This is a genomic window from Streptomyces sp. NPDC048825, assembly GCF_043198355.1.
In the GTDB taxonomy this organism is placed as follows: domain Bacteria; phylum Actinomycetota; class Actinomycetes; order Streptomycetales; family Streptomycetaceae; genus Streptomyces; species Streptomyces xiangluensis.
Window position 1 is genome coordinate 549280 of sequence record NZ_JBICUR010000001.1, and the last position, 12410, is coordinate 561689.

The 12410-nt window shown below is 68.0% G+C and carries 11 protein-coding genes and 2 tRNA genes; 3 read left to right on the forward strand and 10 right to left on the reverse strand.

Annotated features, from left to right (window positions below; translation table 11 throughout):
- Positions 1–44 precede the first annotated feature (44 nt).
- The 5 genes from clpX to ACGFNK_RS02475 form a co-directional block, all read right to left on the reverse strand.
- Entirely contained in the window at positions 45–1331 is a 1287-nt protein-coding gene (gene clpX, locus ACGFNK_RS02455) for an ATP-dependent Clp protease ATP-binding subunit ClpX (protein ID WP_386353086.1), read from the reverse strand.
- Between the two features lie 170 nt (positions 1332–1501).
- Positions 1502–2182, reverse strand: a complete 681-nt coding sequence (locus tag ACGFNK_RS02460; protein ID WP_033328039.1) for an ATP-dependent Clp protease proteolytic subunit — start codon at positions 2180–2182, stop codon at positions 1502–1504.
- Positions 2183–2293: 111 nt separating this feature from the next.
- Positions 2294–2902: an ATP-dependent Clp protease proteolytic subunit gene (locus tag ACGFNK_RS02465; RefSeq protein ID WP_386353524.1), complete on the reverse strand. Its 609-nt coding sequence runs from the start codon at positions 2900–2902 to the stop codon at positions 2294–2296.
- 312 nt (positions 2903–3214) lie between these two features.
- Positions 3215–4624 carry a trigger factor gene (gene tig, locus ACGFNK_RS02470; protein WP_393411126.1) on the reverse strand — a complete coding sequence of 470 codons (1410 nt, stop codon included), beginning with the start codon at positions 4622–4624 and terminating at the stop codon, positions 3215–3217.
- A 245-nt stretch (positions 4625–4869) separates the two neighbouring features.
- Positions 4870–4946: transfer RNA gene (locus tag ACGFNK_RS02475), tRNA-Pro, on the reverse strand.
- 152 nt (positions 4947–5098) lie between these two features.
- Here ACGFNK_RS02475 and ACGFNK_RS02480 point away from each other — a divergent pair.
- Positions 5099–5172, forward strand: a tRNA-Gly gene (locus tag ACGFNK_RS02480).
- A gap of 888 nt (positions 5173–6060) precedes the next feature.
- On the opposite strand, the gene ACGFNK_RS02485 is transcribed toward ACGFNK_RS02480, so the two are convergent.
- Together ACGFNK_RS02485 and ACGFNK_RS02490 are read right to left on the reverse strand one after the other, a co-directional pair.
- Complete coding sequence (locus ACGFNK_RS02485; protein ID WP_393411128.1) at positions 6061–6183, reverse strand: hypothetical protein; 123 nt, start codon at positions 6181–6183, stop codon at positions 6061–6063.
- Between the two features lie 49 nt (positions 6184–6232).
- Positions 6233–6427 carry a hypothetical protein gene (locus ACGFNK_RS02490; protein ID WP_344396817.1) on the reverse strand — a complete coding sequence of 65 codons (195 nt, stop codon included), beginning with the start codon at positions 6425–6427 and terminating at the stop codon, positions 6233–6235.
- Between the two features lie 742 nt (positions 6428–7169).
- On the opposite strand from ACGFNK_RS02490, the gene ACGFNK_RS02495 reads away from it, so the two are divergent.
- The gene (locus ACGFNK_RS02495) at positions 7170–8270 is read left to right on the forward strand and encodes an acyltransferase family protein (RefSeq protein WP_393411130.1); all 1101 of its coding nucleotides are present in this window, start codon (positions 7170–7172) and stop codon (positions 8268–8270) included.
- A gap of 9 nt (positions 8271–8279) precedes the next feature.
- Here ACGFNK_RS02495 and ACGFNK_RS02500 read toward each other — a convergent pair whose 3' ends face one another.
- Together ACGFNK_RS02500 and ACGFNK_RS02505 are read right to left on the reverse strand one after the other, a co-directional pair.
- Complete coding sequence (locus tag ACGFNK_RS02500; protein ID WP_393411132.1) at positions 8280–8735, reverse strand: HD domain-containing protein; 456 nt, start codon at positions 8733–8735, stop codon at positions 8280–8282.
- Between the two features lie 102 nt (positions 8736–8837).
- The gene (locus ACGFNK_RS02505) at positions 8838–10016 is read right to left on the reverse strand and encodes a PP2C family protein-serine/threonine phosphatase (RefSeq protein WP_386353073.1); all 1179 of its coding nucleotides are present in this window, start codon (positions 10014–10016) and stop codon (positions 8838–8840) included.
- A gap of 181 nt (positions 10017–10197) precedes the next feature.
- Here ACGFNK_RS02505 and ACGFNK_RS02510 point away from each other — a divergent pair, with 181 nt between their 5' ends.
- Positions 10198–11433, forward strand: a complete 1236-nt coding sequence (locus tag ACGFNK_RS02510) for a GNAT family N-acetyltransferase (RefSeq protein WP_393411134.1) — start codon at positions 10198–10200, stop codon at positions 11431–11433.
- A 6-nt stretch (positions 11434–11439) separates the two neighbouring features.
- On the opposite strand, the gene ACGFNK_RS02515 is transcribed toward ACGFNK_RS02510, so the two are convergent.
- Positions 11440–12249, reverse strand: a complete 810-nt coding sequence (locus ACGFNK_RS02515; RefSeq protein WP_393411136.1) for an Fpg/Nei family DNA glycosylase — start codon at positions 12247–12249, stop codon at positions 11440–11442.
- Positions 12250–12410 lie beyond the last annotated feature (161 nt).

The window sequence follows — 12410 nt, forward strand, 5'->3', positions numbered from 1 at the left end:
CAGTTGACCGGGGCCCCTTTCCTGCTGTCTGCGCGTGCGAGCTGCTACGCCGTCTTCTGCTCCCCCGAGCCCCGCCCGCGGGCGTCCCGCGGGATGAGCGTCGGGTTGACGTTCGAGAGGACGACGTCCGCTGTGATGACGACGCGGCCTACGTCCTTGCGGGACGGGACCTCGTACATCACCGACTGGAGGACCTCTTCCATGATGGCGCGCAGGCCGCGGGCGCCGGTCTGCCTCAAGATGGCCTGGTCGGCGATGGCTTCGAGGGCCTCGCGCTCGAAGTCCAGCTCTACGCCGTCGAGTTCGAAGAGGCGCTGGTACTGCTTCACGAGCGCGTTGCGCGGCTCGACGAGGATCTGGAGCAGGGCCTCGCGGTCGAGGTTGTGCACGGAGGTGATGACCGGGAGGCGGCCGATGAACTCGGGGATCATGCCGAACTTGACCAGGTCCTCGGGCATGACGTCCTCGAACTGGTCCTTCTCCTCCAGCTCGCGCTTCGAGCGGATCGTCGCCCCGAAGCCGATGCCCTTCGCGCCCGCACGGGACTCGATGATCTTCTCCAGGCCGGCGAAGGCGCCGCCCACGATGAACAGGACGTTCGTCGTGTCGATCTGGATGAACTCCTGGTGGGGGTGCTTGCGGCCGCCCTGGGGCGGAACCGAGGCCGTCGTGCCCTCAAGGATCTTGAGCAGCGCCTGCTGGACGCCCTCGCCGCTCACGTCACGCGTGATCGACGGGTTCTCGCTCTTGCGGGCCACCTTGTCGATCTCGTCGATGTAGATGATCCCGGTCTCGGCCTTCTTGACGTCGTAGTCCGCGGCCTGGATGAGCTTCAGCAGGATGTTCTCGACGTCCTCGCCGACATACCCCGCCTCCGTCAGCGCCGTCGCGTCGGCGATGGCGAAGGGGACGTTCAGCATGCGCGCCAGGGTCTGGGCGAGCAGGGTCTTGCCGGAGCCCGTGGGGCCGAGGAGCAGGATGTTGGACTTCGCCAACTCGATGGCGTCCTCGCGGCTTTGACTCCCGCCGTTCTCACCGGCCTGGACCCGCTTGTAGTGGTTGTACACCGCGACGGAGAGGGCCTTCTTCGCCGACTCCTGGCCGACGACGTACCCCTCGAGGAACTCGTAGATCTCCCGGGGTTTGGGGAGTTCCTCCCAGCGGACCTCGCTCGTTTCCGCGAGCTCTTCCTCGATGATCTCGTTGCAGAGATCGATGCACTCGTCGCAGATGTACACACCGGGGCCTGCGATGAGCTTCTTGACCTGCTTCTGGCTCTTGCCACAGAACGAGCACTTGAGCAGATCGCCGCCGTCACCGATGCGTGCCACGGTGTGCTTCCCCTTCGCCTGGGAGACGCCTAGGTCCAGCGGCTCCTGGTGCTGCCTTATGTCCGACGGTACCTTGCCGAGCCCCCCGTTCGGGCCCCCCTTGGCGCGGTTCACTTTGACGCGTACGGCGCCAAACCGTGCCAAGGGGCGGCTGACGATACAGCGCTACGTCACGCTACCGCTGCGTTGTTCATCTTCCGGGTCGAGATGATCTGGTCGATCAGGCCGTACGAAAGCGCGTCCTCAGCGGTGAGGATCTTGTCGCGCTCGATGTCCTCGCGGATCTTCTCGATCGGCGTGGTGGAGTGCTTGGCCAGCAGTTCTTCCAGCTGGGCACGCATCCGGAGGATCTCGTTCGCCGCGATCTCCAGGTCGGAGACCTGGCCGCGACCCGTCTCGCTGTAGGGCTGGTGGATCAGCACACGGGCGTTGGGAAGTGCCATGCGCTTGCCCGGCGTACCGGCGGCGAGCAGGATCGCGGCGGCGGAGGCCGCCTGGCCCATGCAGACCGTCTGGACGTCCGGCTTCACGAACTGCATCGTGTCGTAGATCGCAGTGAGCGCCGTGAAGGAGCCGCCGGGGCTGTTGATGTAGACCGAGATGTCACGGTCGGGGTCCATCGACTCCAGGCACAGCAGCTGCGCCATGACGTCGTTGGCGGAGGCGTCGTCGATCTGCACGCCGAGGAAGATCACGCGCTCCTCGAAAAGCTTCGCGTACGGGTCGTACTCGCGCACGCCCTGCGAGGTGCGCTCGACGAAGCGCGGGATGACGTAGCGGGACTCCGCGCGGGGGCCGGTGTACTCGGCCTCCGTGCGGGCGTAGAGGCCGCTGCCGGGGAAGTCGTTCACTGTGTCTCCTGGGAGCCTGAAAAGAGCTGAGGCGGTCGGCTGGGGGCTCGGAAGGCTTACGTCAGCTGCGCTCGGGCTGCGTGTACGGGCTGCCCGTGAGCGCGAGCGTGACTAGGCCGCTCCGGTGCCGCCGCCGCCCGGCATACCGGCAGCGGTGGGCATGATGTCGTCGATCAGGCCGTACTCCTTGGCCTCGATCGGGTCGAACCAGCGGTCACGGTCCGAGTCGCGGGTGACCTGGTCCACGGTCTGGCCGGTGTGGAAGGCGGTCAGCTCCGCCATCCGCTTCTTGGTGTGCAGCAGCCGCTCGGCGTGGATCTTGATGTCCGACGCGGAACCGGCCAGGCCGGCCGAGGGCTGGTGGATCAGGATCTCGGCATTCGGCAGGGCGAAGCGCTTGCCCGGGGTGCCCGCGCTCAGCAGGAACTGGCCCATGGAGGCCGCCATGCCCATGGCGATGGTCACCACGTCGTTCTGGATGTACTGCATGGTGTCGTAGATCGCCATACCGGCCGTGATCGATCCGCCGGGGCTGTTGATGTACAGAAAGATGTCCTTGTCCGGGTCGGCGGCAAGGAGCAGCAACTGTGCGGTGATCTTGTTCGCGATGTCGTCGTCGACCGGCTGGCCGAGGAAGATGATCCGCTCACCGAGCAGCCGGTTGTAGACCTGGTCGCCGAGGCCACCACCGATGGAGGGCTCGCCGGCGGCTGAAGGCATCAGATTCGTCACGTATCCACCTGCTCGTCTTAACGACGGCGCCGGGGCCGTCTCACGTGTTCTGCCGGGGCGGGGGGCCGTCCGGCGGTGTATCGGGACTCCCCTGCCCTCGTACTCATGGACCCTAACGCGCGGGTCCCTTCGGGGAATCCCGAGGAGCTGACTGTTCGCTGTGAGCGCATGCGCTCCGCTCGTTGCGCAGGGGTTTTGGCGGGGTCCGCCCCGCAGGGGCGCTTCCCCGGGCGTAGCGCAGCAGGCCCCGGACCGCTCGTGTGTGCGGTCCGGGGCCTGCTGGAGGTACAGCGAGGCGAATCAGGCCTCAGGCTTCTCCTCGGGGGCCTCGGGGGCCTCCTCGGCCGCTTCCGCGGAGCCCTCCGCCGGGGTCTCCTCGGAGGAGGCCTCGTCCTCCTCCTCGTCGTCCAGGTCCACGATCTCGCCGTTCGTGTCCTTGACCGTGGCGGCCTCGACGACGACCGCAAGGGCCTTGCCGCGGGCGACCTCGCCGACCAGCATCGGGACCTGGCCGCCCTCTACGACGGCCTGGGCGAACTGGTCGGGGGACATGCCGGAGGAAGCGGCGCGGCGCATGAGGTGCTCGGTGAGCTCCTCCTGGTTGACGTTCAGCTTCTCCTTGTTGACCAGCTCGTCGAGGACGAACTGGGTCTTGATGCCCTTGACCGCGGCCTCGCGCGTCTCGGTGTCGAACTCCTCGGCCGTCTTGCCCTGGATCTCCAGGTACTGCGGCAGGTCCAGGCCCATCTGACCGAGCTGGTGGTGCTCGAGGTTGTGCTTGCGGGTGTTGATCTCGTCCTCGAGGAGCTTCTCGGGGACGGGCATCTCGACCAGCTCCAGCAGCTTCTCCAGGACGCGCTCCTGGGCCTGCGTGGCCTGGTCGTACTGCTTCATGTTCTCGAGGCGCTTACGGCTGTCCGTCCGCAGCTCCTCCAGCGTGTCGAACTCGGAGGCGAGCTGCGCGAAGTCGTCGTCGAGCTCGGGAAGCTCACGCGCGGCGACCTGGGTGACCTTGACGGAGACCTCGGCCTCCTTGCCGGCCGCCGAGCCGCCCTTGAGCTCGGAGGTGAAGGTGGCCTCGCCACCGGCCTCCAGGCCCTTCACGGCGTCGTCGATGCCCTCCAGCAGCTCACCGGAGCCGATGGTGTAGGAGACGCCGTTCGCGACGCCGTCCTCCAGGACCTCGCCGTCGACCTTGGCCTCCAGGTCGATCGTCACGACGTCGCCGTCCTCGGCGGCGCGCTCGACCGGCGTGGTGGACGCGAAGCGCTCACGGAGCTCCTCGACGGCCTTGTCGACGTCCTCCTCGCTGACCTCGACGGCGTCGACCTCGACCTCGATGCCGGAGTAGTCCGGGATCTCGATGGCCGGGCGGATGTCGACCTCGGCGGTGAAGTTCAGCGTCTCGCCGTCCTTCAGCTCCGTGATGTCGACCTCGGGCTGACCGAGCACGTTCAGCTCGGCGTTGTTGACCGCGTCGGTGTAGAACTTCGGAAGCGCGTCGTTGACCGCCTCCTCCAGAACCGCACCGCGGCCGAACCGCTGGTCGATGACGCGCGCCGGAATCTTGCCCTTCCGGAAGCCCTTCACCGTGACCTGCTGGTTGATCTTCTTGTACGCCGCGTCGAGGCTGTCCTTGAGCTCCTCGAAGGGCACCTCGACAGTGAGCCGAACCCGGGTCGGGTTCAGGGTCTCCACGGCGCTCTTCACGGTTCGGTCTCCTTGATGGCTGACTTCTTGGGGTTCTGCTGTCGACCTCTGCCGGATGCGGCGGGTGCCTCAGCGGATTCGCGGCCCTTGCGAGACGTAACAGTGCAGACATACGGGCGCGCAGTTTGCATAGTAGCCGCAGGCGGTACACGCCCCAAAAGGCGAGCTTCCGGTCCCGCGAGCCCCGGGAGCCCGGTCGGGTTCCGGACCGGGTCCCCGTCGGCGGTCACCGGGTCCCTGCTGAATGGTCGGGGTGGCGGGATTTGAACCCACGGCCTTCCGCTCCCAAAGCGGACGCGCTACCAAGCTGCGCCACACCCCGTCGGTGCGACACGTAGGGTACATGCCCGCCGACACCGCGGCTCCCGCATTTCGCGGGCGCCCGAAGGGACGCGGAACGGGATGTGCGGCGAAGGGTGCCACCCGCTACGATGCTCCAGTGCCGCGCGTCCACTGACCTGCGGCGCGTCCTGTGCGGGCGTAGCTCAATGGTAGAGCCCCAGTCTTCCAAACTGGCTACGCGGGTTCGATTCCCGTCGCCCGCTCCATACGGCTCAGGGCCAGGTCAGAGGTTCGATCCTCTGCCTGGCCCTAGTCGTTTTCCAGGGGCTCCGGCATGGACGAGCGACGGCAGCGTGAAGGCCCCGGAGATACTCCCGGGGCCGTATGTTCGGCGGTGGTCACACGAGATCACCGATTACCGTCCGCTGACACCCCCAGGGCTCTGGCAAGAGGTTGGACGCTCGGCGGCAGGTCCTGTGCACTGGCCGCTCTGCCCTGCACCGTTGCCACCATTGGTAGGAGGCTGCGGAGTGGCGAAGGCCTGGGCAGAGGCACCGAAGACGCCGGCCCCCACGAGCACCGCGGCAGCTACGACCCGCCCTATGCGCTTCTTCATGACACAATGCCCCTTTCTTCCCTTTGGCGTACTTTTGGCACGCTACGCCCCTTCCCCGGAAATGCAAGAAGCGCAAAACGCGCCTCAGTCAGGGCCAGGAGCGTCCCCGGAGGGTGAACAGGCGAGGAGGCCGCCCCAAAGCCTGGCAGCTCACAGAAGGCCACACGTGCCCCCTACGTGCCCCACAGGGTGGCGACCGCCGGGGAACCACGGGGAACAGCGGCGAGCACCGGATAAATCCAGGTCAACGTCTCGCCAGCTCAGCCGCCATTCACGTACGCGCTCTGCCCCTGAGGAACGTGAGCAGTTCGCCGAGGAGCCGGGCCGGGCGTCCAGGGGGACGAGGGGCCCGCGTCCGGGATCAGGCGGAGGCGGGAGCTTCCGCGGTGGGTCGCGGAGCCGACGTACTCGCGGACCTGGGCCTCGTGGGGGGAGCCGGGAAGAAAGGGGGACGCCATCGCTGGCGTAGCCGGGCATGCCCCAGACGCGGAACCGGTGGCCCTGCGCGGCGAGCGTCGGAGCGCTCTCGTGCCAGACGTTACGAGGAGAACGGGGTGCCGTGCAGCAGCACGGGCGGGCCGTCGGCGGGGCCGAAGCGGTCCCGGCGGACGGTTCCGATCGCGCTGGGCCGGGTCTCGCGGAGCTGCCAGGTGTTCGTCATCCCGGACCTGGTCCCGTACCCGACGAAGTGCCGTACCTGATCGACTCGCTCAGAATTGGATCTCGTTGAGGGTCTCCGCTATCGAGTTGAGGAACCGCTGGATGTCATCGGCCATGCCCGTCGAGGCAAGGAAGAAGCCGAACAGCACGGCGACGATCGCCGGACCCGCCTTGATCGATCCTCCTCTGATCAACACCACGAGGACGATCGCCAACAGCAGCACGACTGATAGCGAAATGGCCACAACTGATCACACCCTACGGTCGGTCCGCTCTCCCGGCCCGAGGGTGCTACCTCGCACACCCCCGCAGAACCATCGTGCCACCAACAGGCCCGGCCTATGCGGGAGGTGAGGCATCATCGGCCATCGTTCTCGCCGGACCTGCACAATCCGCACCCGTGCGGCGCTCCCCGGCGGCCATGAACGGCGGTGCCACGTACGGCAATTCGTGGAAGCTCACGCACGCCGAATTCAGGAGGGTCATTGCCGTGCCCACACATCCTGTTCGCAGATAATTCGAATTGTTGCCGCAGGCACAGTGAGGGGTCGGCGAGCGGTTCGGAGAGGGTGTCGACAAACACCAATCAACGGACATTTCACCAGAGTCGCCCGCGAGTGTTATGCACCATTTAGTCGGGATGAAGAGGGACGTAACAGGCGTACGTGCCACATCAGTCGACCTCTGCATCACCAAGTCGACTTCGTCGCCTGCTTATCTCTCGCTTGTCACCCGCTTCTTCAAATCCCCCATACTCCCCGGGATAAGCGAGGGTTAAGCAGGAATGACGCCCAGGGTTTTACGAAATCGCGTCGGCAACGCTAGGGTGCCTCAGATGTTCACCGCTGCCTCGTCCCCCGCACGCGCAGTGAGCTCCCGGATCGTCTCACCCAGTTCCTGGTGGGAGGGTCTGTGACGAACTCGCTCCGCCCACACGGCCAACAGAGGACTCCGCTCCCGCCGACGGAAGAGTCGTCGGTGTCCGCGATGCCGAGCCCGCGAACCCGCGACACCCCGCAGGCGAACACCACTCCCGCCGCGCATCAGCCCAGGCCGGCCAAGCAACGCGACGCGTTCTTCGACAACGCCAAGTACCTGGCCATCGTGCTCGTCGCGATGGGCCACGCCTGGGAACCGCTGACCGACTACAGCCGCAGCGCCGAAGCGCTCTACATGGTCGTCTACGCCTTCCACATGCCGGCGTTCATCCTCATCTCCGGCTATTTCTCGCGCAGTTTCGACATGCGTGCCGACCGGCTCCAGCGGCTGGTGACGGGCATCGCGGTGCCGTACATCCTCTTCGAAGCGGCGTACTCCGTCTTCAAGAAGGTGGCGAACGACGATCCGGGCCATCCGATCAGCCTGCTCGACCCCTGGTACCTCACATGGTTCCTGGTCGCGCTGTTCGTATGGCGACTGACGACGCCGTTGTGGAAGGTCGTGCGCTGGCCGGTGCCGCTCGCGCTCGCCATCGCGGTTCTCGCCTCCGTGTCGCCCGACATCGGTGACGACCTGGATCTGCAACGTGTGCTGCAGTTCCTGCCGTTCTTTGTCATCGGCCTGGTCATGAAGCCCGAGCACTTCCAGCTGATGCGGCGCCGTGAGGTCCGGGTCCTGTCGGTGCCGGTGTTCGCGGCGGCGCTGGTAGTGGCGTACTGGGCGGCTCCGCGCATGACCTCGGCCTGGTTCTACCACCGGGACAGCGCGCAGGAGTTGGGCACGCCGTGGTGGGCGGGCGTCGTGATGACGCTCGCGCTGTTCGGCTGCTCGATGGTCCTCACAGCCTGCTTCTTCTCGTGGGTACCGCGTCGCAAGATGTGGTTCACGGTGCTCGGCGCGGGGACGCTGTACGGCTATCTGCTGCACGGTTTCCTGGTCAAGGGCGGCCGTTTCTGGGGCTGGTTCGACTACACGTGGCTGCATGAGCCGCTCGGCGAGATCTTCCTCACCCTGGTCGCCGCCGCCGTGGTGACCCTGCTGTGCACCCCGCCCGTCCAGCGCATGTTCCGCTTCGCGATGGAGCCGAAGATGGAGTGGGCGTTCAAGCGGGATGCCGCCGAGCTGGCCCGCGGGCGGGCTAAGTCCTAGGGCCAACCCCTAGGCCAGGCCCAGGAGTTCGCGCATCCTCGCGTACTTCTGGGCCAGTCGCGCCCGCGTGGGCTCGTCCAGGGCCGCGAGCCTCGCCGGATTCGCGTTGTGGGCCAGGTCGGATTCCTTGACCAGCAGGGCCCCCGGCGTCGCCAGGATGCGTTCGGCGTACGACTCCGGGGGCTCGCCGGGGCGCCTGGTGAGGGCCATGACGATGTCCTTCGTGTGCCGGGTCAGCGCGGCCTTGTGCAGGAGCCAGTCCTCCGAGACGGCATCGTCCTCGACCGCGTCGTGGAGCCAGGCGGCGGCGATCTGTTCGTCGTCGCCGCCACGGGCACGTACCCCCTCGGCCACCGCCTGAAGGTGCTCGGCGTAGGGCCGGCCCGCCTTGTCGGTCTGGGCGGCGTGTGCGTTACGGGCGATGGCTTCGACTTCGGTGAGGCTCAGCAGCGCGTTGTCGGTCATGCGTCGAGTGTGCCGTGCAGCGCCGGCCGTTGGCGCCACCGCCATGCGTCTGGTGGATGGGCCGGTACGGGAGACCGCCGGCGTCGGTTGACCCCGCACAGGTCACACAGTGACGGGCGCCGTCGCACCCTCTCGGCAGATCAGCAGCAGCGCCCGGTCGTCGTTCACGTCCTTCGCCACCGCCTCGATGAGGTGCCAGGCAGCGCCGTGGAAGCCGCCCGCCACATACCGGTCGGCCTCTCCCGTGAGGCGGTCGATGCCTTCGACGATGTCCCGGTCGGACGTCTCGACCAGGCCGTCCGTGAACAGCATCAGAACGTCGCCCGGGCGCAACGTCCCCTTCACAGGATCGAACTGAGCCCCGTCGTACACGCCGAGCAACGGCCCCTCCGCGGACTTCTCTTCCCAGCGCCCGTTCCCCGCGCTGAGCTGCAGCCCCGGAGGATGCCCGGCCGAGAAGAGCTCGTAGTCACCGGAGTCCAGGTCCAGGACTAGGTGGATCGATGTGGCGAAGCCCTCGTCCCAGTCCTGCCGGAGCAGGTAACCGTTCGCCGCGGGCAGGAACGCGTGCGGCGGCAGCGAGCCGAGCAGCCCCCCGAACGCCCCGGACAGAAGCAGCGCACGCGACCCCGCGTCCATGCCCTTGCCGGAGACGTCCGTCAGTACGACCTCCAGCGTGCGCCCCCCGTTCGTACGGGCGGCCACCACGAAGTCCCCCGAGAAGGACTGACCACCGGCCGGCCGCAAGGCCATCTCGCGATGCCAGCCCGCCGGCAGCTTCGGCAACTTGCTCTGGACCCGGATCCGTTCCCGCAGGTCGAACAGCATGGTGCCGCCGCGTCGCCACGGCACCCCCACCCGGCTGCGGAACTGCGCGATGAGCAGGCCGAAGAAGCCGCAGGCGGCGACCACCAGCACGGTCCCCGGCGTCACCCGGGACGGCCCCTCCGTGTAGGGGCCGAGTTTCACGGACTCGATGATCAGCGCGGTGGCGGCAGCCGCGTACAGGCCGAGCAAGCTGGCCGGCCGCAGCACCAGCCCGCCGGCGACGATCGGGAGGACCAGCGCGGCCGGCGAAAACCACACGGAGTTGACGAGTGTGGCGCCCGTGATCACGGGAATGGTCAGCAGCAGACCGACCAGCGCGACCCAGTCCGAGCCGTCCCCGCGGAAGTAGTCGACAGCGGATCTGCGCAGCCCTGTGCGGACCCGGTGCAGTTGCTTCTTCAACCGGGCCGTGAAGGTCTCGGCTTCCGCGCGCCGCCCTCGTCCTGCTGCCATTGTTCGGGACCCTATCCATCGGACCTGGTACTTGGCACGGGAGGTCCCACTTGTCCCCCGTCCGAGAACCGAAGTCACAGAAACGTCCGATCCCCGAGGATCGCATGCCGCGGCGGGCGGCCCGCGCCGAGCTGACATAAATCCACTCGCTGATCCCGGATTGCCCTGGTAGGCATGGCATATGACGACTGACCTGCGCGTGCTCCGGCCGGAAGAATGGGACAAGTGGTACGGAAAGCTGGTGCTCGCCTTCGGCGGAGTCGACGAGTCGCCCGAGGAGCGAGCCCTGTGGAACGGCCTCACGGAGTTCGACCGCTTCATCGGGGTCTGGGACGGCGACGAGTGCGTGGGCACGGCGGGTGCGTTCAGCTTCCGGATGACCGTGCCCGGCGGCGCCCCGGTGAAGGCGGCCGGCATCACGATGGTGAGCGTCGCCGCGACGCACCGCCGCCGCGGGGTGCTGACGACCATGAAGCGCAGGCAGCTGGACGACATCCACTCATGGGGTGAGCCGCTGGCCGTACTGACCGCCTCCGAGCCGGTGATATACGGCCGCTTCGGCTACGGCGCGGCGACCCAGCAGCTGCGCGCGGAGATCGACACGTCCCGGGTACGGCTGACGGCGCCGGCCGGCACCGACGACGTACGTCTGCGCCTCGCCGAACCTGATGCGGACGCCGTACGCGATGCGTGCGAGGCCGTCTACGCACGGCGCGTGCCGACCCGGCCCGGAATGATGGCTCGGCTGCCCGGCTGGGAGCGGCTGCCGTTGCTCGACCCGGAGAGCGAGCGGAAGGGCTCGTCGCCGTTGCAGTGCGTGCTCGCCGAGCGGGAAGGCGAAGTGGTCGGCTACGCCCGGTACTTCATCAAGCCGGAGTGGGACGCGGCCGGCCCCAAGGGCACGATCGAGCTGCGCGATCTGGAGGCGCTGGACCCGGCTGCGTACACGGCGCTGTGGCGGTTCCTGTTCGACATCGACCTGACGTCGACGGTGAAGGCCTACAACCGTCCCGTCGACGACGCCTGGCAGCACCTCGTCTCCGACATCCGGCGGTGCGGGCTCGGCCTGCGCGACTCGCTGTACGTACGGACCGTCGACGTCGGGGCGGCGCTCGAGGCACGTACGTACCAGGCGCCCGTGGACGTCGTGTTCGAGGTCGAGGACGCCTTCTGCCCGTGGAACGAGGGGCGTTGGCGGCTCTCCGGTGACGCGAAGGGGGCGTCCTGCGAGCGGACCACCGACGCGGCGGATCTTGCCCTGTCCGTACGGGAGTTGGGGTCGGCCTATCTCGGTGGCGTGTCCCTTGCCTCACTCGCCGCGGCGGGGCGGGTGCGGGAGCTGCGCCAGGGCGCGCTCGCGGAGGCCTCGCTCGGCTTCTCCGGTGCCGTCGCACCGTGGCTGCCGCACGGCTTCTGAGCGGCTTCAGGCCTTCTGGCAGGTGGGGCACCAGAAGAGGTTGCGGGCGGCGAGACCGGCGGTGCGGATCTCGCCGCCACAGATGTGGCAGGGCAGGTTGGCCCTGCGGTACACGTAGACCTCGCCGCCGTGGTCGTCCTTGCGCGGCGGGCGGCCCATCGCGTCCGGCTCGTGTTCCGGGCGGACCGTGTCGATGCGGTTGTTGCGGACGCCCTGGCGCATGAGCGTGACGAGGTCCGTCCACAGCGCGTTCCACTCGGCCGGGGTGATGTCCTTGCCCGGCCGGTACGGGTCGATGCCGTGCCGGAAGAGGACTTCCGCGCGGTAGACGTTTCCCACTCCTGCGATGACCTTCTGGTCCATGAGGAGGGCGGCGACCGTCGTACGGCTGCGGGAGATGCGGGCGTACGCCTGTGCCGGGTCGGCGTCCTCGCGCAGGGGGTCCGGGCCCAGGCGGTCGTGTATCGCCTGCTTTTCCGTGTCCGTGATCAGGGTGCAGGTGGTGGGGCCGCGGAGGTCTGCGTACGCGGTGTCGTTGGTGAGGCGTAGGCGGATGGTCTCGGTGGGTGGGGGCGCGGGGGCGTCGCCGAGGGTGACCTTGCCGAAGAGGCCGAGGTGGATGTGGGTCCAGGCCTCGGTTTCGAACCGCAGGAAGAGGTGCTTGCCGTGGGCTTCGGCGGTTGTCAGCGCTGTCCTGTCCAGGAGGGCTGCGGCGTCGGCGAATTTGCCCTGCGGGCTGGTGACGTGGGCCTGGCGGCCGGCGAAGCGGGCGCGGTAGTCGTCGGCCAGCCGGTGGATGGTGTGCCCTTCGGGCACGGGGGCCTCCTGTTCGTGCTCGCGTTGTGGTCCGGGCGGGATTCGTTCCCCAAGCCCGCCCCTTCCCGGCTGTTTCCATTTGCGGCTCCGCCGCGTGGGGGGCTGGCCCCCCAGGCCCTGTGCGCGCCCCTCAGGGGCGCGGGGAACTGCGCGCCAGCCAC